The 19,381-nt window shown below is 63.6% G+C and carries 21 protein-coding genes and 1 tRNA gene; 10 read left to right on the top strand and 12 right to left on the bottom strand.

What is annotated here, in order from left to right; genetic code table 11:
- A partial coding sequence (gene rpsF, locus ACTHL0_RS24345; RefSeq protein WP_440569620.1) for a 30S ribosomal protein S6 occupies positions 1-328 on the bottom strand: 328 nt, incomplete at its 3' end.
- 275 nt (positions 329-603) lie between these two features.
- Positions 604-1,527, bottom strand: a complete 924-nt coding sequence (locus ACTHL0_RS24340; RefSeq protein WP_440569619.1) for a LysR family transcriptional regulator — start codon at positions 1,525-1,527, stop codon at positions 604-606.
- 240 nt (positions 1,528-1,767) lie between these two features.
- On the opposite strand from ACTHL0_RS24340, the gene gcl reads away from it, so the two are divergent.
- The 3 genes from gcl (at position 1,768) to ACTHL0_RS24325 (ending at position 5,468) form a co-directional block, all read left to right on the top strand.
- Positions 1,768-3,543: a glyoxylate carboligase gene (gene gcl, locus ACTHL0_RS24335; protein WP_440569617.1), complete on the top strand. Its 1,776-nt coding sequence runs from the start codon at positions 1,768-1,770 to the stop codon at positions 3,541-3,543.
- A gap of 117 nt (positions 3,544-3,660) precedes the next feature.
- The gene (hyi, locus tag ACTHL0_RS24330) at positions 3,661-4,455 is read left to right on the top strand and encodes a hydroxypyruvate isomerase (protein ID WP_440569616.1); all 795 of its coding nucleotides are present in this window, start codon (positions 3,661-3,663) and stop codon (positions 4,453-4,455) included.
- Positions 4,456-4,541: 86 nt separating this feature from the next.
- A complete protein-coding gene (locus ACTHL0_RS24325; protein WP_440569615.1) occupies positions 4,542-5,468 on the top strand; it encodes a 2-hydroxy-3-oxopropionate reductase in 927 nt (308 codons plus the stop codon).
- Between the two features lie 511 nt (positions 5,469-5,979).
- On the opposite strand, the gene ACTHL0_RS24320 is transcribed toward ACTHL0_RS24325, so the two are convergent.
- The 6 genes from ACTHL0_RS24320 to ACTHL0_RS24295 form a co-directional block, all read right to left on the bottom strand.
- Positions 5,980-7,002, bottom strand: a complete 1,023-nt coding sequence (locus ACTHL0_RS24320; protein ID WP_440569613.1) for an asparaginase — start codon at positions 7,000-7,002, stop codon at positions 5,980-5,982.
- Between the two features lie 114 nt (positions 7,003-7,116).
- Positions 7,117-8,043 (bottom strand): CysB family HTH-type transcriptional regulator, encoded by a 927-nt coding sequence (locus ACTHL0_RS24315; RefSeq protein WP_440569612.1) that lies wholly within the window; start codon positions 8,041-8,043, stop codon positions 7,117-7,119.
- 120 nt (positions 8,044-8,163) lie between these two features.
- A complete protein-coding gene (locus ACTHL0_RS24310; protein ID WP_440569611.1) occupies positions 8,164-9,243 on the bottom strand; it encodes a sulfate/molybdate ABC transporter ATP-binding protein in 1,080 nt (359 codons plus the stop codon).
- Between the two features lie 23 nt (positions 9,244-9,266).
- Positions 9,267-10,151, bottom strand: a complete 885-nt coding sequence (cysW, locus tag ACTHL0_RS24305) for a sulfate ABC transporter permease subunit CysW (RefSeq protein WP_440569610.1) — start codon at positions 10,149-10,151, stop codon at positions 9,267-9,269.
- Positions 10,148-11,080, bottom strand: coding sequence for a sulfate ABC transporter permease subunit CysT (gene cysT, locus ACTHL0_RS24300; RefSeq protein WP_440569609.1), 933 nt, complete (start codon positions 11,078-11,080; stop codon positions 10,148-10,150). The genes cysW and cysT overlap by 4 nt, the downstream gene beginning before the upstream one ends.
- 182 nt (positions 11,081-11,262) lie before the next feature.
- Entirely contained in the window at positions 11,263-12,327 is a 1,065-nt protein-coding gene (locus ACTHL0_RS24295; RefSeq protein WP_440569608.1) for a sulfate ABC transporter substrate-binding protein, read from the bottom strand.
- A gap of 203 nt (positions 12,328-12,530) precedes the next feature.
- Between ACTHL0_RS24295 and lexA the strand changes: the two genes are divergently transcribed.
- The 3 genes from lexA (at position 12,531) to ACTHL0_RS24280 (ending at position 14,390) form a co-directional block, all read left to right on the top strand.
- Positions 12,531-13,178 carry a transcriptional repressor LexA gene (lexA, locus tag ACTHL0_RS24290; RefSeq protein ID WP_440569607.1) on the top strand — a complete coding sequence of 216 codons (648 nt, stop codon included), beginning with the start codon at positions 12,531-12,533 and terminating at the stop codon, positions 13,176-13,178.
- A gap of 24 nt (positions 13,179-13,202) precedes the next feature.
- Complete coding sequence (locus ACTHL0_RS24285) at positions 13,203-13,544, top strand: hypothetical protein (protein ID WP_440569606.1); 342 nt, start codon at positions 13,203-13,205, stop codon at positions 13,542-13,544.
- 201 nt (positions 13,545-13,745) lie between these two features.
- Positions 13,746-14,390, top strand: coding sequence for a DUF2939 domain-containing protein (locus ACTHL0_RS24280; protein WP_440569605.1), 645 nt, complete (start codon positions 13,746-13,748; stop codon positions 14,388-14,390).
- 103 nt (positions 14,391-14,493) lie between these two features.
- Here ACTHL0_RS24280 and ACTHL0_RS24275 read toward each other — a convergent pair whose 3' ends face one another.
- Positions 14,494-14,997, bottom strand: coding sequence for a universal stress protein (locus ACTHL0_RS24275; protein ID WP_440569621.1), 504 nt, complete (start codon positions 14,995-14,997; stop codon positions 14,494-14,496).
- 261 nt (positions 14,998-15,258) lie between these two features.
- Here ACTHL0_RS24275 and nodI point away from each other — a divergent pair, with 261 nt between their 5' ends.
- On the top strand, positions 15,259-16,173 hold the full coding sequence (nodI, locus tag ACTHL0_RS24270; protein WP_440569604.1) for a nodulation factor ABC transporter ATP-binding protein NodI: 915 nt from the start codon (positions 15,259-15,261) through the stop codon (positions 16,171-16,173).
- A 146-nt stretch (positions 16,174-16,319) separates the two neighbouring features.
- The gene (locus ACTHL0_RS24265; RefSeq protein WP_440569603.1) at positions 16,320-17,165 is read left to right on the top strand and encodes an ABC transporter permease; all 846 of its coding nucleotides are present in this window, start codon (positions 16,320-16,322) and stop codon (positions 17,163-17,165) included.
- A gap of 75 nt (positions 17,166-17,240) precedes the next feature.
- On the opposite strand, the gene ACTHL0_RS24260 is transcribed toward ACTHL0_RS24265, so the two are convergent.
- Positions 17,241-17,663, bottom strand: a complete 423-nt coding sequence (locus ACTHL0_RS24260) for a hypothetical protein (protein ID WP_440569602.1) — start codon at positions 17,661-17,663, stop codon at positions 17,241-17,243.
- 346 nt (positions 17,664-18,009) lie between these two features.
- Here ACTHL0_RS24260 and ACTHL0_RS24255 point away from each other — a divergent pair, with 346 nt between their 5' ends.
- The gene (locus tag ACTHL0_RS24255; RefSeq protein ID WP_440569601.1) at positions 18,010-18,327 is read left to right on the top strand and encodes a type II toxin-antitoxin system RelE/ParE family toxin; all 318 of its coding nucleotides are present in this window, start codon (positions 18,010-18,012) and stop codon (positions 18,325-18,327) included.
- A 3-nt stretch (positions 18,328-18,330) separates the two neighbouring features.
- A complete protein-coding gene (locus tag ACTHL0_RS24250; protein WP_440569600.1) occupies positions 18,331-18,612 on the top strand; it encodes a helix-turn-helix domain-containing protein in 282 nt (93 codons plus the stop codon).
- 245 nt (positions 18,613-18,857) lie between these two features.
- Here ACTHL0_RS24250 and ACTHL0_RS24245 read toward each other — a convergent pair whose 3' ends face one another.
- Together ACTHL0_RS24245 and ACTHL0_RS24240 are read right to left on the bottom strand one after the other, a co-directional pair.
- Positions 18,858-19,124, bottom strand: coding sequence for a hypothetical protein (locus tag ACTHL0_RS24245; protein ID WP_440569599.1), 267 nt, complete (start codon positions 19,122-19,124; stop codon positions 18,858-18,860).
- A 132-nt stretch (positions 19,125-19,256) separates the two neighbouring features.
- Positions 19,257-19,332: transfer RNA gene (locus tag ACTHL0_RS24240), tRNA-His, on the bottom strand.
- Between the last annotated feature and the right edge of the window lie 49 nt (positions 19,333-19,381).

The following is a 19,381-nucleotide window of genomic DNA, read 5'->3' as shown; positions in this document are numbered from 1 at the left end:
CTTCGCGCTGCACTTCCTTCATCATCGGCGACGGGCCGGTTTCGGCCTTCTTCATCTTGACGATCAGGTGACGCAGCACGGCGTCGTTGAACTTGAATGCGTGCTCGAGCTCTTCGAGCGTAGCTTGGTCGCATTCGATGTTCATGCAGACGTAGTGAGCCTTCGCGAGTTTCTCGATCATGTAGGCCAGTTGGCGACGGCCCCAGTCTTCGATGCTGTGGATATTGCCGCCGCGTGCGGTAATCGTGGATTTGTACCGTTCGATCATCGCGGGCACCTGCTCGCTTTGATCGGGGTGTACGACGAAGACGATTTCGTAATGACGCATACACACTCCTTGTGGGTAAAAGCCACCCGGGCGTCGATGGCCGATTCCAAGATCGGGCCAACCGGTGTGGCAAGTGAGAAGCCGGAGAGTATAACCCAAGGGGCGCCGGGGTGCAATTTCAGCGTTCCTTTTGCGCCTTCAGCGTTCCTTTTGCGCCTTCAGTGTTCCTTTTGCGCCTTCAGCGTTCCTTTTGCGCGTTCGGCGGGTTCGTTTGCTCGCTGCGTGCCTCTGCGTGCCTCTGCGTGCCTCTGTGCGCCTTGTGGGTGCACGCCCCGTCAGACGCCTTCGGCTTGCATACCGCCCCAATACCCGGGCCGGGTGTAGACCTCTTTCAGGTAGTCGATGAAGTACCGCACCTTTGCCGGCACATAGCGCTGCTGCGGGTAAACGGCCAGGATGTCGTACTCGGGCAACGCGAACTCGTCGAGCACCGTCTCCAATTCGCCCCGCGCAAGTTGATCGGCGATTTCCCAGGTCGAGCGCCAACCCAGCCCCAACCCCTCCGAGGCCCAGCGATGCAATAGCTCGCCGTCGTTGCAGTCCAGCGAGCCGGTCACCCGCATCGTCACGCGCTTACCGCCGCGCTGGAAGTACCAGCCGCGGTTCTGCCCGCCTTGCAGATTGAACGCAAGACAATTGTGTGCCAGCAGATCTTCCAGGGCGCTGGGCCGGCCGTGGCGCGCGAAATAGGCGGGCGTCCCACAGACGACGCGCCGGTTCGTCGCCAGCTTCACGGCGACGAAGTTCGGATCCACCGCCCCGCCGATCCGGATCGACAAGTCGTACCCCTCGCGCACAAGGTCCACCACGCGGTCGGTCAGATTGAACGACATCTGCAGGCCGGGTTTGTCCGACAGGAACGCGGGTGCGAGCGGCGCAACATGCTTGCGGCCGAAGGCCGCCGGTGCGGAGACAATCAAATGTCCGCTGATCGCGCGCCGCCCGGCGGTCAGCTCGTCTTCCGCCTGATCCCAATCGGCAAGCAGCCCTTTGCAGCGTTCGAGGAATGCCGCGCCGGCCTCGCTGACGACGAGCCGCCGCGTCGAACGGTACATGAGCTTCACCCCGAGACGCTTCTCGAGCGCATCGATCCGCCGCCCGAGGATAACGGGAGACACCCCCTCCTCCAACGCCGCCTGAGCCAAACTGCCGGCTTCCGCCACCCGCACGAATGTTTCGATTTGCTTGAAGCGATCCATCTTCGAGTCCTTCCACTGCAGGTGTCGCCGAAGCCGCTGCGCGCGGTTCGACGCCAAGCCGGCAACGTTCAATTGCGTCCGCGCGCCCTCGCCCGTCCCAGCTCACGGGCTTTGCGCTCATTCGATACTTTTTGTACTGAAATACGGAACCGTGAGCGATCTTATCAAACCTTTTCCGTAGTTCTACAGTGCACCTAACCCGCAGTTTGCGCATTGGACGAACAGGACAAGGAGACACCCATGCCGAAAATGAGAGCCGTCGACGCAGCCGTGCTCGTGCTGGAAAAGGAAGGCATCGATACGGCGTTCGGGGTGCCCGGCGCCGCCATCAATCCGTTTTACTCGGCACTGCGCCGCGCGGGCGGCATCACCCACGTGCTGGCCCGTCACGTCGAAGGCGCCGCGCACATGGCGGAGGGCTACACGCGTGCCGCATCAGGCAACATCGGCGTGTGCATCGGCACCTCGGGCCCCGCCGGTACCGACATGATTACAGGACTCTACTCGGCGCAAGCTGACTCGATTCCTATTCTCGCTATCACAGGACAAGCACCCCGCGCGCGGCTCTATAAGGAAGACTTCCAAGCCGTCGACATCGAATCGATCGCCAAGCCGGTGACGAAATGGGCGGTCACGGTGCGCGAGCCGGCGCTCGTGCCGCGCGTGTTCCAGCAGGCCTTCCATCTGATGCGCTCGGGCCGCCCCGGGCCCGTCCTCGTCGATCTGCCGATCGACGTGCAAGTGGGCGAAATCGAGTTCGATATCGATACGTACGAGCCGCTGCCGGTCTACAAGCCGAAGGCGACGCGCAAGCAGATCGAAGCCGCACTCGAACTGCTGGCCGCTTCCGAGCGTCCGCTCATCGTGTCGGGCGGCGGCGTACTCAACGCCGGGGCCGAGGCGCTGCTCGTCGAATTCGCCGAAATACTCGGCGTGCCGGTCATCCCGACGCTGATGTCGTGGGGGGCGATCCCCGACGATCATCCGCTGATGGCCGGCATGGTCGGCCTGCAGACGTCGCACCGCTACGGCAATGCGACGATGCTCGAATCGGACTTCGTCCTCGGCATCGGCAACCGCTGGGCCAACCGCCACACGGGGAGCGTCGAGGTTTATACGAAGGGCCGCAAGTTCGTGCACGTGGACATCGAACCGACGCAAATCGGCCGCGTGTTCGGCCCGGATCTCGGCATCGTGTCCGATGCGAAGGCCGCGCTGGAGCTGTTCGTTGAAGTGGCGCGCGTATGGAAGACCGCCGGCAAGTTCAAGGATCGCTCGGCCTGGATCGAGGCCTGCCAGACCCGCAAGCGCACGATGCAACGCAAGACGCACTTCGAGGAAGTGCCGATCAAGCCGCAGCGTGTTTATGAAGAGATGAACAAGGTGTTCGGCCGCGATACCTGCTACGTCAGCACGATCGGGCTGTCGCAGATCGCCGCCGCCCAGTTCCTGCACGTGTACAAGGCCCGAAACTGGATCAACTGCGGTCAAGCGGGCCCGCTCGGCTGGACCATTCCGGCCGCGCTCGGCGTGCGCGCTGCGGATCCGACCCGTCCGATCGTTGCCCTGTCCGGCGACTACGACTTCCAGTTCATGATCGAAGAGCTGGCCGTCGGTGCGCAGTTCAAGCTGCCGTATGTGCATGTGTTGGTGAACAACGCGTATCTGGGGTTGATTCGCCAGGCGCAGCGCGCATTCGAGATGGACTACTGCGTGCAGCTCGCGTTCGATAACGTCAATGCAACCGAGCTGAACGGCTATGGCGTCGACCATGTTGCGGTGGCCGAAGGGCTCGGCTGCAAGGCGCTGCGCGTGTTCGAACCGGGCGATATCGCCCCGGCGCTGCAAAAGGCTCAGGCGCTGGCCGCCGAGTTCAGTGTGCCGGTGGTTGTCGAGGTGATTCTCGAGCGCGTAACGAACATCGCGATGGGCAACGATATCAACGCCATCAACGAGTTCGAGCCGTTGGCCGATTCGCGCAACGACGCACCGACGGCCATCTCGCTGCTCGACTGAGACGCACGACTGCGAGCCACGTGAACCGTGCTGCTGACACACCCTATCGAACGCCCCGACGAGCGCCGCTCAGGCCCTGCTCGTCGGCATCTTGACCGACCGAAGCGTGACCGCAACATGCCGAAACTTGCCGCCAATCTGACGATGCTGTTCACCGAAGTGCCGTTCCTCGAGCGTTTCGAGGCGGCGGCACGCGCAGGATTTACCGCAGTCGAATTCCTGTTCCCTTATCCATTCCCGGCCGCGGAACTCGCTGACCGGCTCGAGACGAACAAGCTGCGTCTCGTGCTGCACAACCTGCCTGCCGGCAATTGGGAAGCCGGCGAGCGCGGCATCGCGTGCTTGCCCGATCGCATTGCCGAGTTCCGCGACGGCGTCGGCCGCGCGATCGACTATGCGAAGGCGTTGCGCGTCCCGCAGTTGAACTGCCTGGTGGGTATCCCGACCGCCGACGTTACGCCGGAACGCGCCCGTTCGACGATCGTCGAGAACCTGCGCTTCGCGGCCGCCGCGCTTCAAAAAGAAGGCATCAAGCTGCTCGTCGAGCCCTGCAACGCGTACGACATCCCGGGCTTTGCGCTCAATCGAACGAGCGAGGCGCTCGAAGTCATTCGTGATGCGGACTCGGAGAACCTTTACTTGCAGTACGACATCTATCACATGCAGCGGATGGAGGGCGAGCTGGCCGCCACGCTGCAAAAGCTGTTGCCGCGTATCGCCCACATTCAGCTCGCCGATAACCCCGGCCGCCATGAACCGGGCACCGGCGAAATCAACTACGCGTTCCTGTTCGATTGGCTCGACCGGCTCGGCTACAACGGCTATATCGGCTGCGAATACAAGCCGCGCACGACGACGCTCGAAGGGCTTTCGTGGGTTCGCGAAATCGCCGGCGCGCGCAACGCACGCTAACGCGTGGCGGTGAAATGGCGCTAAGCCAAGCGCGCTGCGCTCATCCCCCAAGACTTAAGACGACACACTGAACGGACTACATCGACATGGCAAAGATCGGTTTCATCGGCCTCGGCATCATGGGCGCGCACATGGCGCGCAACCTTCTGAAGGGCGGCTATGAGCTCGTCGTCAACGGCGCCTATCCGGTACCGGACGACCTGCGCGAACGCACGCTCGTGGTGGCCGATTCGACGGCCGTCGCACGTGCCTCCGATATCGTGATTTCCATGGTGCCGGATACACCCGACGTCGCCAACGTGCTGTTCGCCGACGACGGCGTGGCCAACGGCCTCTCGGCCGGCAAGCTCGTGATCGACATGAGCTCGATCTCCCCGCTCGATACGCAGGACTTCGCCAAGCGCATCAACGCGCTGGGCTGCGACTACCTCGATGCCCCTGTCTCGGGCGGCGAAGTCGGCGCGCGCGAAGCGACACTGTCGATCATGGTCGGCGGCCCCGAAAAGGCGTTCGAGCGAGCCAGGTCCTTGTTCGATCTGATGGGCAAGAACATTACGCTGGTGGGCGACAACGGCGCGGGACAGACCTGCAAGGTGGCCAATCAGATCATCGTCGCGCTCAACATCGAGGCCGTCGGCGAAGCGTTGCTGTTCGCCGCGCGCTCGGGCGCGGACCCGGAACGCGTCCGCCAGGCGCTGATGGGCGGCTTCGCCTCGTCGCGCATTCTCGAAGTGCACGGCAAGCGCATGACCACCCGTACGTTCGCCCCCGGCTTCCGCATCGATCTGCATCGCAAGGACTTGAACCTTGCCCTCGACGGTGCGCGCAAGCTCGGCATCGCGCTGCCGCACACCGCCAGCGCACAGCAGCTCTTCAGCGTCTGCGCCGCGCACGACGGCGGCAGCTGGGATCATTCGGCGCTGATCCGCGCACTCGAAATCATGTCGGGATTCGAGATCGCCAACGCGCCGGCCAACGCACCGGCCGAAGCCGCCAAGGCCGTCGCGAAGTAGCGGTAGGGTGGTCATGACAGCCGGGGAGTCGCAGTCGGCGGCGCATCAGCGTCGGCCTGGCACCCGGCTCGGCGACGATCGTTGAGATCGAGCCGTCCAGCAGAATTCGGCCGTGCGATGGGAATGCAAACGGAACGCATACCGAACGGCCGGCACGAGGGGCGCCTCGCCGGCACGTGCAAGGCAAGACCGAGGGAACCTGTGCATCGCGTCACGCGAGGCATGGCGCGAACAGGGTCGACACCGAGCACGCGCTTGGCAGGCAAAAAGCCGCTTTCGGGCTGAGAGCGGCAGTGGGGTCCGCAGCGGCACCCGGCGACGCCGGGGAAGCCTTGGTCGGTCAGACGTCGTCGTCGGGTGTCCGCCTGTCGGATTGACACGTACGCGTGCTCGTATCGCAGCGAGGCATGCATTGCCTCGCGCTTCGTGTCTTTTTCTTTCTTGCTCGTTTATATCGGCGCTTGCGGGCCAGCCCGATCCGCGCTTGCCGCCGTCACGTCAACCCATCACGTCAATACGCGTCGAAGATCCGCTGCAAGGCGGCCGGCTCATGCTCGCCGGCGGCCAGCGCCAGCATCAACAGCACACGCGCCTTGTAGGGATTGAGCGAGCCGGCGCTGACGAAGCCGAGCGCGTCGTCCGGTGCCGCCCCGTTGCGCATGACATGCCCGGAGCCGACACGCGACGCGCGCACGACGGCCACACCGCGCGAGCGCGCATCGGCGAGCGCCGCCTGTACGGACGCATGGATCGAGCCGTTCCCCGTGCCCGCGACGACGATGCCGCTCACCCCGGCGGCGACAAGCGCATCGACGGCGGTGCGCGATGCGCCCGCGTAGCTCGCGACGACCTCGACCTGAGGCCAACCCGCACCCGCTACGAACGGCGTTGCGCTCGTATGCGGCCGGACGACCGTGCGCTGAAACTCGACTCGGCCGTCCTGCACCCAGCCGAGCGCACCGATTTCGGGGGAATGAAATGCGTCGACGGCGTAAGTACTTGTCTTCACGACGTCGCGCGCACTATGGATTCGATTGTTGAACGCGACGAGCAGGCCCTGCCCTCGCGCGGCCGGCGAGCCGGCGACGGTGACCGCCCCAAGCAGATTCAACGGGCCATCGGCCGATAGGGCCGACGATGGGCGCATCGCCGCTGTCAGCACGACGGGCTTGGCGGTCTTGACGGTCAAGTGCAGCGCATAGGCCGTTTCCTCGAGCGTATCCGTGCCATGCGTGACGACGATACCGTCGATGTCGTCGCGCGCGGCCAATGCGGCGATGCGCTCGGCCAGCTTCGTCCAGAGCGCGACATCGAGATCCTTGCTGTCAATGCTCGCCACTTGCTCGGCTTCGATATGGGCCACATTCGACAATGCCGGTACAGCGGCCAGCAATCGATCGACGCCGACGACGCCGGCCTGATAGCCCGAGGTTTGCGCGGCATCCGCAGCCGAGCCTGCGATCGTACCGCCGGTTGCGAGCACGGCGATTCGCGGCAGCGCCGCGGGAGAAGAAGAGGATTGGGTCGTAGTCATGGGCGCCATTTTAACCGCGTCGCTTACGAGCGGCGAATGCCCTGTTTCCCCTACGAACCGCCGTTTCCCCTCCCCGCGCCGTACCGCCCGCTATGCCGCTATGCCGCTATGCCGCTATGCGGCTTCGCGCAGTTGTCCCGCCATGCCCGCCTCGGACAGTTGCGGAGCAAACATCTCGATGAACCGGTAAGCGTAGGCGCGCATGAACGCCCCCTTGCGCAAACCCACGCGCGTCGTGCTGCCTTCGAACAGATGCTGCGTATCCAGGGCGACGAGCTCCGTATCGCGTTTCGGGTCGTAAGCCATGGCGGCGACGATGCCCACGCCCATCCCGAGTTCGACGTAAGTCTTGATGACGTCGGCATCGATCGCGGTCAGCACGACGTCCGGCAGCGCCCCGATCTTCGCGAACGACGCGTCGATGTGCGAGCGGCCCGTGAAATCGCGGTCATAGGTCACGATCGGGTACTCGGCGACGTCCTCCAGCGTGACGTTCGCACGGCCCGCGAGCGGATGTTGCTTCGGCACGACCACCACGTGGTGCCACGAATAGCAAGGAAACGTGACGATCTCGGAAAAGCGGTCCAGGGCCTCGGTGGAGATGGCGATATCAGCCTCGCCCTCGAGCAGCATTTGCGCGATTTGCTGCGGATTGCCCTGGCGCAAGGCGAGCTGCACCTTCGGATAGGCGCGCGTGAATTCGCGCACGACTTTCGGCAGCGCGTAACGCGCCTGCGTGTGCGTCGTTGCGACGACGAGATGGCCCGTATCCTCGTCGGCAAATTGCCGGGCGACGCGGCGCATGTTCTCCGCATCAAGCAGCATCCGCTCGATCAACTGATGCACGGCCTTGCCGGGCTCGGTCAGCCCGGTGAGCCGTTTGCCGCGACGAACGAAGATGTCGATGCCGAGTTCGTCCTCGAGATCCTTGATCTGCTTGGACACGCCCGACTGCGAGGTGTAGAGCGCATTGGCCACCTCGGTCAAGTTCAGGTTGCGGCGCACGGCCTCGCGCATGAAGCGCAGTTGCTGGAAGTTCATGGGTGCCTCTCTTCGACAAAGGGCGGGTTTATAGTCGATTCATGTGAAGCGGCGCGGGCCACGCTCCCGCATCCGCCCCTCGCGCGGTGCCAACGCAGCCCGGCGCCGCGCATCGTTATCTCACTGCGGCGATGCAAACGCTCTCCAGGACTTCGGCACGACGGTGACGGCGTCGCCTTCGCGCAGGCCCAGTCCATGCCATGCATCGCGCTCGAGTTCCGCTTCGAGCGGCCCGGCCTCGCCGGCCAGTTCCACGCGCACCGCGGCGCCGCGCACGATCACACGACGCACCTGGGCGTCGATGCCGTCCGCGCGCATCACGCGATGCGGATGGATTTCCAGGTCGTGCGGCCGCACGAACGCGTGAGCGGGCTCGGCCTGTGCCAGCCCCGGCTCGACATTCGCACCCTCGGCGGCAAACGGCTCGCTCGCGCCGTCGGCGATAAATCCGTGCGGCCCCAGGTGCCCGGCGAACCGGTTGGTCGAGCCCAAAAACGCATACACGAACGGCGTGCGCGGATCGTCGTAGACGCTTTGCGGGCTTCCCGTCTGCTCGACTCGCCCATGATTCATGACGACGATACGATCGGCGACATCGAGCGCCTCCTCCTGATCGTGCGTCACGAAAATGGTCGAAATGTTGAGATCATCATGCAGCCGGCGCAGCCAGACGCGCAACTCCTTGCGCACCTTGGCGTCGAGCGCGCCGAACGGCTCGTCCAGCAGCAGCACGCTGGGTTCCACGGCCAGCGCCCGGGCCAGCGCGATGCGTTGCCGCTGTCCGCCCGAAAGCGCCGACGGGTAGCGATCGGCAAGCGGCGCGAGCTGCACGAGCGCGAGCAGTTCCTGGACGCGCTCGCGGATCACGGCTTCCGATGGCCGCTCGCGGCGCGGCTTCACGCGCAAGCCGAATGCGACGTTCTCGAATACCGTCATATGGCGAAACAGCGCGTAATGCTGAAAGACGAAGCCGATCTGGCGCTCGCGCGCATCGAGCGCGCCGACGTCGCGCCCGCCCAGGATGACTTCGCCCGCATCCGGCGTTTCCAATCCGGCGATCACGCGCAGCAGCGTGGTTTTACCGCAACCGGACGGCCCGATCAACGCGACGAGCTCGCCCGGGGCGAACTCGAGCGAGACGGAGTCGAGCGCGGCGAAATCGCCGAAATGCTTGGTCAAATTGCGAACGATGATGCTCATCAAAAACGCTCCTCGTCGAAGAGTCAGCCACGTGCGAGCTGGTCGGCCGCCAGACGGCGTTCGGCCAGCAGCTTCAGGCCGAGCGTCACGAGCGCGATCAGCGCCAGGACCGACGCGAGCGCAAACGCGGCCGCGAAGTTGTAGTCGTTGTAGAGAATTTCGACGGCCAGCGGCATCGTGTCGGTCTGTCCGCGAATGTGCCCGGAGACAACGGAGACCGCGCCGAACTCGCCCATCGCCCGCGCATTGCAGAGGATAACCCCATACAGCAAGCCCCATTTGACATTGGGCAGCGTGACGCGCCGCCACATCTGCCACGCGGAGGCGCCAAGCACGCGCGCGGCCTCTTCCTCCTCGGTGCCCTGCGCCTGCATCAACGGGATCAGCTCGCGGGCCACGAACGGGAAGGTGACGAAGACGGTGGCGAGCACGATGCCCGGTACGGCAAAAATGATCTGCACGTCGTGGGCGGCGAGCCATGGGCCGAACCAGCCCTGCGCCCCGAACAGCAGGACATAGACGAGCCCCGAGATAACCGGAGACACCGAGAACGGCAAGTCGATCAATGTCGTCAGCAGCGCCTTGCCCTTGAATTCGAACTTCGCGATGGCCCACGAAGCGGCGAGCCCGAAGACGACGTTCGACGGTACGGCGATGATGGCGACCGTCAGCGTCAGGACGATCGCGGCGCGTGCGTCGGGATCGGCGAGCGAGGCGAGATAAAAGCCCACGCCCTTGCTGAGCGCCTCATCGAACACGGCGACGAGCGGCACGACGAGAAAGAGCACGAGAAATGCGAGTGCGACGGCGGTCAACGTCCAGCGGACCGCCCGCGATTGCCCGCGTTGGCGAACCGTGTCCGTTTGGGCGGGACGAGCCGCGCTTTCGATAGTGGCGGTACGGCTCATCGCAATGCTCCCGGGTTGCCCGCGCGGACATCCGAACCTTCGGCGGCAACCGAGCGTCCTTTATTCGCCGAACGCTCGGTGCGCTTCGCATACTTCGCGCTGACGCGCCGCTGCCAGCGCCACTGCAGCGCGTTGATGACGAACAGCATGAAAAACGAGGCGACCAGCATCACGACGGCCAGCGCCGTCGCCCCCGCGTAGTCGTATTGCTCGAGCTTGGTCACGACGAGCAGGGAAATCACTTCGGATTTCATCGGAATATTGCCGGCGATGAAGATGACCGAACCGTACTCTCCCAGCGCGCGGGCAAACGCAAGCGCGAAGCCCGTGGCCAGAGCCGGCGCGAGCGCGGGCAGCACCACCCGGGCGAACGTCTGGGCGTGCGTCGCGCCGAGACAGGCTGCGGCTTCTTCCTGCTCGCGCTCGAAGTCTTCGAGAATCGGCTGCACCGTACGCACGACGAAGGGCAAACCGATGAACGTGAGCGCGACGAGCACCCCGAGCGGCCCGAAGGCCACCTTCACGCCGAGCGGCGCGAGCCAGTGGCCGATCCAGCCGTTTTCGGCATAGACGGCTGCGAGGGAGATGCCGGCAACCGAAGTCGGCAACGCAAACGGCAAATCGACGATCGCATCGACGATCCGCCTGCCCGGGAACGTATATCGGACCAGGACCCAGGCGACGAGCATCCCGAATACAAGGTTGATGAGGGCGGCCAGCGCGGCAGCGCCGAACGTGAGCCGATACGCCGCCAGTACGCGCGGCGCCGTGACGGCCGCGACGAAGCGCGCGCCGTCGAGGGTCGCCGTCTTGAGAAACGTCGAGGCGAGCGGGATCAAAACCACGAGGCTCAGGTAAGCCACCGTGACGCCGAGCGTCACCCCGAATCCGGGCAATGCGCTCGCCTTGCGGAAACCGAAGGTCGTCATGCTTATCGCTCTTACTTTGACAGGGCCGGCCGATGGCGGCCGTTGCCGGCGGGCGCCGTGGCACCCGCTGGTCGTTGTACCGCGCGGCGTCGTCGCGCCGCTGCTATATGCTGCTGTGTGCTGCCATGTATCGCCCGTCATGTCGCGGCGGGCGTGGGGCTCGCCGGCCCCGGCACTCGGGTCTACTTCGGCTGATAGATCGAATCGAATACACCGCCGTCGGCGAAATGCGTCTTCTGCGCCTTTTGCCAGCCGCCGAATTCTTCGTCCACCGTGTACAGCTTCAGCTTCGGAAACTTGGCCGTCAGGGCCGCCGGCACCTGCGGCGAGCGCGGACGATAGAAGTTGCGCGCGGCGATCTCCTGCCCTTGCTCGGTGTACAGGAAGCGCAAATACGCTTCGGCGAGCTTGCGCGTGCCACGCTTGTCCGCCACTTTGTCGACGACGGCCACAGGCGGCTCCGCCAGGATGCTCGCCGACGGCACGACGATCTCGAACTTGTCCGTGCCGAATTCCTTCTGCGCGAGAAACGCCTCGTTTTCCCATGCGATGAGGACGTCGCCGAGACCGCGCTGAACGAAGCTCGTCGTCGCGCCGCGCGAGCCCGAATCGAGCACGCCGGCATTGCGGTAAAGCTGCGCGACGAACGCTTTCGCGCTTTCGTCGCTGCCGCCGGGACGGTGGCGCGCATAGGCCCATGCCGCCAAGTAATTCCAACGCGCGCCGCCCGAAGTCTTCGGATTCGGCGTGACGATCGAGACGCCGGGCTTCGCCAGGTCGTCCCAGTCCTTGATGTGCTTGGGGTTACCGTGACGCACGAGGAAGACGATCGTCGACGTGTACGGCGAGGCGTTGTCGGGCAGCCGTTTTTGCCAATCGGGCGCGACGAGGCCCCGGCTCGCCAATGCGTCGATGTCATAGGCGAGCGCGAGCGTCACGACGTCGGCCTGCAGCCCATCGAGCACGGAGCGCGCTTGCGCGCCCGAGCCGCCGTGCGATTGGCGAATCGTCACGGCTTCGCCGCTCTGCGCCTTCCATACGGGCGCAAACGCTTGGTTGATCTGCTCGTACAACTCGCGCGTCGGATCGTATGAAACGTTCAGCAACGTCGAATCGGCATGCGCCGGGCCGGCCACGACGGCCAGTGTCGCGACGGCGGCAGCCAGCGCGCCGCGCCAAAAGGTTCGTGCCCGCGACGTCACCGTTCCGGCAAGCGTTGCCTGAGCATCTTGGCTCCAAAGACTCATTCGTTTCCCCGTTGGCGACCTGGCGCCTCTTTTGATGGTCGGGCCAGTCTAGCCAACGGCGCTTATTCCCAAAACGAATATAACTTCATTTCTTAATGCTGATTTCTGCTAAGCAGCCAGGATGCGGGGTCGCAACATTGGACTTGATCTTCTTCGAATACTGTATAAAAATACAGCAACCTGTCTATCCATACAGTGGCGCTATGACCAAACTCACCGCAAGACAGCAGCAGGTTTACGATTTGATCCGCCAGTCGATCGAGCACAGCGGCTTTCCGCCCACGCGTGCAGAGATCGCTGCGGCGCTGGGCTTCTCGTCGGCCAATTCGGCCGAGGAACATCTGCGCGCGCTTGCGCGCAAAGGCGTGATCGAATTGGCAGCCGGCGCATCGCGCGGCATCCGCCTGCTGGCGGTGGAAGACATGCCGCATCAGTTATCGCTGCCGCATCCGGCTTTGATGCAGTTGTCGCTTCCGCTGGTGGGGCGCGTCGCTGCCGGCAGCCCCATTCTGGCGCAGGAGCACATCTCGCAGCACTACGCCTGCGACCCGGCGCTGTTTTCGAGCAAGCCGGATTACCTCTTGAAGGTGCGCGGCCTGTCGATGCGCGATGCCGGCATTCTCGACGGCGATTTGCTCGCGGTGCAAAGGCGCACCGAGGCGAGCGACGGTCAGATCATCATTGCGCGGCTTGGCGACGACGTGACGGTCAAACGCCTGAAGCGGCGCCCGAACGGGATCGAGCTCATCGCCGAAAACCCCGATTACGAAAACATCTTCGTGCAGTCCGGCAGCGCCGATTTCGCACTTGAAGGTATTGCGGTCGGGCTCATCCGTCCGACCGAATTCTGATTCCGAACACGCTAGGGAGACGTCATGGATCGCCTTGCCCGCTTCATGCCTTTTCGCACTTTCGGCCGCTTGCGGCATCTGCGCGGCCTTATTCAGTGTCCGCCGCTCGAAACGGCCGCTGCCCATCCCGTGCGGCAAGCCGACGACACATCGCAGGCCGGTATGCAGCCCTCGGCGTTGCCGGCGTTCGCACGCGTCTCGCTCAACAGCGCATTGCATGCGGAACCGGCACGGCGGGCGCCCGTGCGCGTGTATCACGGTCCCTCGCGCGTCATTCTCGTGGGCACGATCGACGCAGTTTGCAAAATGATCGACCGATGCATCGACGACGAACGCGCGGGCGCACCGGCCGCGCAGTGGGGTTAAGGTTCATTCGGGTGAGTGCCCTGTCCGGTCAAGTTCTTTGGCGCCATAGCCGTCGCTATGGCAGCGACGAGCGACGCCGCCTGGCGGCCAAATGGGCGATCTCATATCAAAGGAACTTGCGGGACAGGGCACTAGAGCCAGGGATCGTTTTGGTGTCATCGCTGTCGATTAGCACAGGACATCGATAAAGGCCTACATCACATGACGAACGAACACCGCACGCACGCCCGACATCCGCTGACCACCGCCGTTATTGCGGGCATCGCGCTCATCGTGGTTGCGCTAGCCGTCTTTGCTTACGCTTCGCCCTATCTTGTATTGAGCCGATTGCGCGATGCCGCCCAGGCGCGCGACGCTAACGCCATCAATCCCTATGTCGACTATCCGGCACTGCGGGTCAGCCTCAAGCAGCAAGTGACGCAGATGTTGAGTCAACGTGTCGACGCTGAAAAACTTCAACATCCGCTCGCGGCGCTTGGCGCGCTTGTCGGGATGGCGTTCGTGAACCCGCTTGTCGATGCGTATGCGACGCCTGATGGCGTCGCCGCCCTGCTCAGGGGCATGCCGCCTCGAGGCGAACCCGGCGAGGCGCCGCCCTCTGTGACAAACGAGCAACCGGAGCAAGCCGCGCAGCCGGAATCGCAAGCGGCACCCGCGCCGTCACTATCGGCTTCAGCTTCCGCACAACCGAACGCGTCACGTGCGAAGGCGAGCGCAGGCTATCGAGACATGAACACGTTCGCTGTCACCTACGCGCGCGGCACGGCCAGCGCGCCCTACAGCGTCATTTTTCATCGTCGTGGCTGGTTTTCCTGGCAGATCGACGCCGTCGAACTCAACGCGTAACCCCTCGCTCGTGCGTTGAGAGGTCGTTTCGAGGGTTTGCCTCCCCACGCACCACGCAATCCATGCATGCGCTGGCGGCGAACCCCTGCGGTTCCCGGCCAGCTCACGCGCCGGTGCTGCCTTCGGTGGTTGTGGTTGACACAGTCTCTTCCGCGGGTTCCTGTTCGTGAGCCTTGGACACCGCCACGAGAATGCTGCACGAAACGCGATCGAGAAGCAGTGTATTACCCGCTCCCATCCACCACCGCGACAGTCCGCTGCGCGCACGATGGCCGACGACAATGAGATCGACCTTCAACTGCTCGGCGAGATTGGCGATTTCGTCGATCGGATGACCGAACGCGAAGTGGCCATGAGCGAGTACGCCTCGCTCGGTCAGCCAATCGACGCCCTCTTGAAGGATCTCGCGCGCGGCGTCCTCGAACCGGCCGCATGCCACATCCGTCAGCAGCCCCGCGCTTTGCGCGATACTCGTGCGCATATCGACAACCGATAGCAAGTGCGTTTCCGCTTTGAGGTCAAGCGCGAGGTTGGCGCCGCACCGCAAAGCCTTGCGCCCCTCACGGGTTCCGTCGTAGCAGAGTAGGATCTTTTTGTAGCTTGCCATCATGGCCTCCCAGCCCGCGCTGATCGCGGTTAATCGTTTCAATCATGGTGCGCCGCAATCTGACTGGCAAGACTAGGAAAACGCCTAGCTCTGGCTCGCCGCAATTGCACGCGCGCCACCGCACCGCCCGCTCGCAGCGTTGCGGCACGCCCGTGGCACACCGATGGCCCCGCACTGCGCCTGCCCCAAGCCATTCACGCCGATGCAATAGAATGGGGCACTGCCCGCTCCGGGCTTGTGCGCTACCTATCGTTCGTCCTCATGTCCGACAACACCATCGAATTTCGTGAAGTGGTGAAGCACTACGGCGATAAAACCGTCGTGAACGGTTTGTCGTTCCACGTCCGCGCCGGGGAATGCTTTGGCCTGCTCGGGCCGAACGGCGCCGGCAAAACGACGACCTTGAAGATGCTGCTCGGTCTCGTCGAACCGGACGAGGGTGCAATCGCACTATGTGGGCAGCCCATTCCGTCCGGCGCGCGCTTTGCGCGCCAGCGTGTTGGCGTCGTACCGCAATTCGACAATCTCGACCCTGATTTCAGTGTGCGCGAGAACTTGCTCGTGTTCGGCCGCTACTACGGCTTATCGGCCAGCAAGACCCGCGCCATGGTGCCCGAGCTGCTCGAATTCGCCCGCCTTGAAAGCAAGGCCGATGCGCGCGTCGGCGAGCTTTCCGGTGGGATGAGACGGCGGCTGACGCTCGCGCGCGGGCTCATCAACGATCCGGACGTATTGATCCTCGACGAACCGACGACCGGGCTCGATCCGCAGGCGCGCCATTTGATCTGGGACCGGCTGCGCTCGTTGCTCACGCGAGGAAAGACGATCCTGCTGACCACCCATTTCATGGAGGAAGCGGAGCGGCTGTGCGACAGGCTTTGCATCATCGAGGAAGGACGCAAGATTGCCGAAGGCTCGCCGAGCGAATTGGTGGCCCAGGAAATCGGCTGCGACGTGATCGAAGTCTATGGCTCCGCGCCCAAGACGTTGCGCGACGAGCTCGCCCCGTTTGCCACGCGCACCGAGATCAGCGGCGAGACGCTGTTTTGCTATGTGCGCGACCCGGAACCCGTCAACGCCCGTCTGGCGGGACGGACAGGGTTGAAGTATGTGCACCGCCCGGCGAATCTCGAAGATGTATTTTTGAGATTGACTGGGCGAGAGATGCAGGATTGACCTGCGCTGGAAACGGCGGGCATGGCGGCCGGCGCTGATCCGGGTGTCTGCCAGACAGACGACAGCGAGACGACAGCGAGACGACAGCGAGACGACAGCGGCAACCGCTTGCAACGCGAGAAAGAACGGACGACGAGAACCCAACGATGGATGCCCCTCGCTACGACACGCCGGCTCATGCACGCCGCGCAGTCAACGCCCAACAAGCCAACCGCTGGCGGCTGGCGCTGCCCGCCAACGCAACGAACTGGGCCGCGGTCTGGCGGCGCAACTATCTCGTTTGGCGCAAGCTCGCCGCCGCATCGATGATCGGCAACCTGGCCGATCCCATGATTTATCTGTTCGGCTTAGGTTTCGGGCTCGGCTTGATGGTGGGCCATGTCGACGGTGTCTCGTACATCGCGTTTCTCGCGGCCGGCACCGTGGGCTCGAGCGTCATGATGTCGGCCACGTTTGAATCGATGTACTCCGGTTTCTCGCGCATGCACGTGCAGAGGACGTGGGAAGCGATTATGCATACGCCGCTCACGCTGGGCGATATCGTTGTGGGTGAAATCGTGTGGGCTGCGAGCAAGGCGGTATTGTCGGGCGCGGCGATTATGCTTGTCGCCGGCGTGCTGGGCTATGCCCGGTTTCCGTCGATGTTGCTCGCGCTGCCCGTCATTGCGTTGGCCGGGCTTGCATTCGCGAGTCTCGCGATGATCGTGACGGCGCTCGCGCCGTCGTACGACTTCTTCATGTTTTACCAGACCCTCGTGCTCACCCCGATGCTGCTGCTCTCGGGCGTGTTCTTTCCGCTTGCGCAGTTGCCCGAAGGGGTCCGTCACGCCGCCATGGTCTTGCCGTTGGCTCACGCCGTGGAGTTGATTCGCGCGGCGATGCTGGGACGCCCGCTCGAGGGCGTCATCGTGCATGTGGGCGTGCTTGCCTGCTATGCGGTCATCCCGTTTTTCGTCTGCGCGCTGCTATTCAGGCGCCGGTTGATGCGTTAAGGCGTTGAGGGATCGCCGCGCTACCGTCGCCCGGGATCGCCGCGCGGCGGTTCGGGGCCCGGCGAGCGCCCTGCGTCATTCCTCGTCGTCGCTCCAGGGAACTTCGACGTCGCTGAGGAACGCCACCATCGCGAACGGACGCGCTTCGTGCCGGCCGAGCTTACCGTCCGCGCGCTGCCATTCGACGCGGTACGTGACCGAAGGCGTATCGGCCAGCAGGAATACCTTGCGGATTTCGTCCGGATCGGCTTCTTCGACGGGGCCATCAAACGAGATCAACAGTGCCTGAGGCCAAACGCCGCCGTCCGGATCGTAGATGCGATCGCCGTCGGGAATCGACGTGGACGCTTCGACACCGATCGTGGCGCTTGCATCGACGACCATCTTGCCGAGCGCCTGCAAAACCGCGGTAGCGCGAACGGAATTCGCTTGCCGGATCGCGAGATCGCCGCGGGTCAAGGCTTGCTCGAGTTTGGGGTGGGTCTTGTGTTTGCCCATGGTGGTTTGTGGCTCGCTCGTTACTCGGGTTGTGCTCGTCGGCGCCCAGTGGCCGCCGTCGTCCAATAGACGAATCGTACCACCTTGGTTGCACCCGCCATCGGCTCGTTAGCCAACCGAACGGCTAACGATCTGTTCTCGCTCAATGAGCGTGTCTTGAAATTCCAGGAAATCGATAAGAATCGCGGCTCCCGCGCCATCAACGCAGAGCGAAATACCCGATCCGAAAGTCGTTCATTTCTTACATTGTTATTACACTCATTCGACTTTCAGCCCGCGCAGAACCAACAGGGCTTGCAGGCGGTCAGTCCGTGACATGCAAACATAGCAAAAAAGAGATAAACTGATGACGTGGCACGTTGAGCTGATACCCGAGGCCGAAGCTGAATTGCTGGCGCTGCCTTCCGATATGCGCGCCCGTTTCCTGCACATCGCGGAGATGCTGGCGGAGTTTGGGCCGCAACGCGTCGGGATGCCCCATGTGCGCCCGCTGGAGAGCAAGCTGTGGGAAATCCGCATGACGGGGCGGGATGGCATCGCGCGGGCGATATACGTTACGAGGACCGGGCAGCGGCTGGTTGTGCTGCACGTGTTTGTGAAGAAGACGCAGAAGACCCCGCGCCGTGCCATCGAAACGGCCTACGCCCGGATGAAGGAGGATTGAACAATGACTGACCTTGCAACCCTGAAGAGACGCCTGCTGACCGACCCTGCTACCCAGGCCGAGTACGAAGCGCAGGCCCCGGAGTTTGCCGTCGCACGTGAACTCATCGCTGCGCGTGTGCGTGCCGGACTGACTCAGGAACAGGTGGCCGAGAAGATGCAGACGACCCAATCGACCGTCGCACGCATGGAAAGCGGACGCACGATGCCGTCGCTGCGCACGCTGTCCCGTTACGCCGAAGCGACGGGAAGCCGCGCTGTCATCCGCCTGGAATCAGCGTCCTAACCGCTTTGCCCCCTGCCTAGCTCGACGGAGCGCGTCACGCAATGCAACGAAGCACGGCATGCGCTCAGCGGAGTGGAAAGCCGAGCGGCGAGCGCTAAGCGACGCGCTCCGCGAATTGCAGGAGTGCCGTCGCGAGTTCCTACCTGGGGTCAACGTACGAGATGAACGATGAAAGAGCCTAACGAGGCCGAATCTACGGCCATTATCCGGGCCTGCCGCGACCGGCTTAAGCTGGTTTGAGGTGCTTATTCGGTCTTAATCCAATCTGGCAATCGAAATGCCGGTAGCTCACCTTGGTAGCGCTCGTACGCGGCCTGAGCCGCTTTTTCAACCCGGTTGCCGCCCATCAGGGCTTCGTGGTGCGACTGCTCGATAATTGTCGCTATTTGGCGCGCTGCGCTACGGATAGCCGAATTGCTTTCGTCGTCGTTATCGAGGTAGTTGAGGCAGCTGCCGAGGCTCTCAGTTGGGCTTTCGCGCCGAGGCATCTGGTTTTCTCGCATGAGCTTCAAGAAAGCACTTTCCAGTGCATCCTTGTGGCGGGCGGTGAGTAACGTTGACGGCAAATGCCTACATGGTGCCTACGCGGGCTCCACAATGCAAAAAGCCCAGTTCAATGAACCGGGCTAAGTGCTTGAATTCTTTGGGGTGGCTGATGGGACTCGAACCCACGACGACAGGAATCACAATCCTGGACTCTACCAACTGAGCTACAGCCACCACTGGTACCGCTAGTTCTTCGCCGGCGTCGCCAACGAAGAAGCGAGAT

The sequence above is a fragment of the Trinickia sp. genome (assembly GCF_051961175.1).
In the GTDB taxonomy this organism is placed as follows: domain Bacteria; phylum Pseudomonadota; class Gammaproteobacteria; order Burkholderiales; family Burkholderiaceae; genus Trinickia.
The sequence above is the reverse complement of the archived record's forward strand: the minus strand, read 5'-3'. Positions and strand labels throughout refer to the sequence as shown.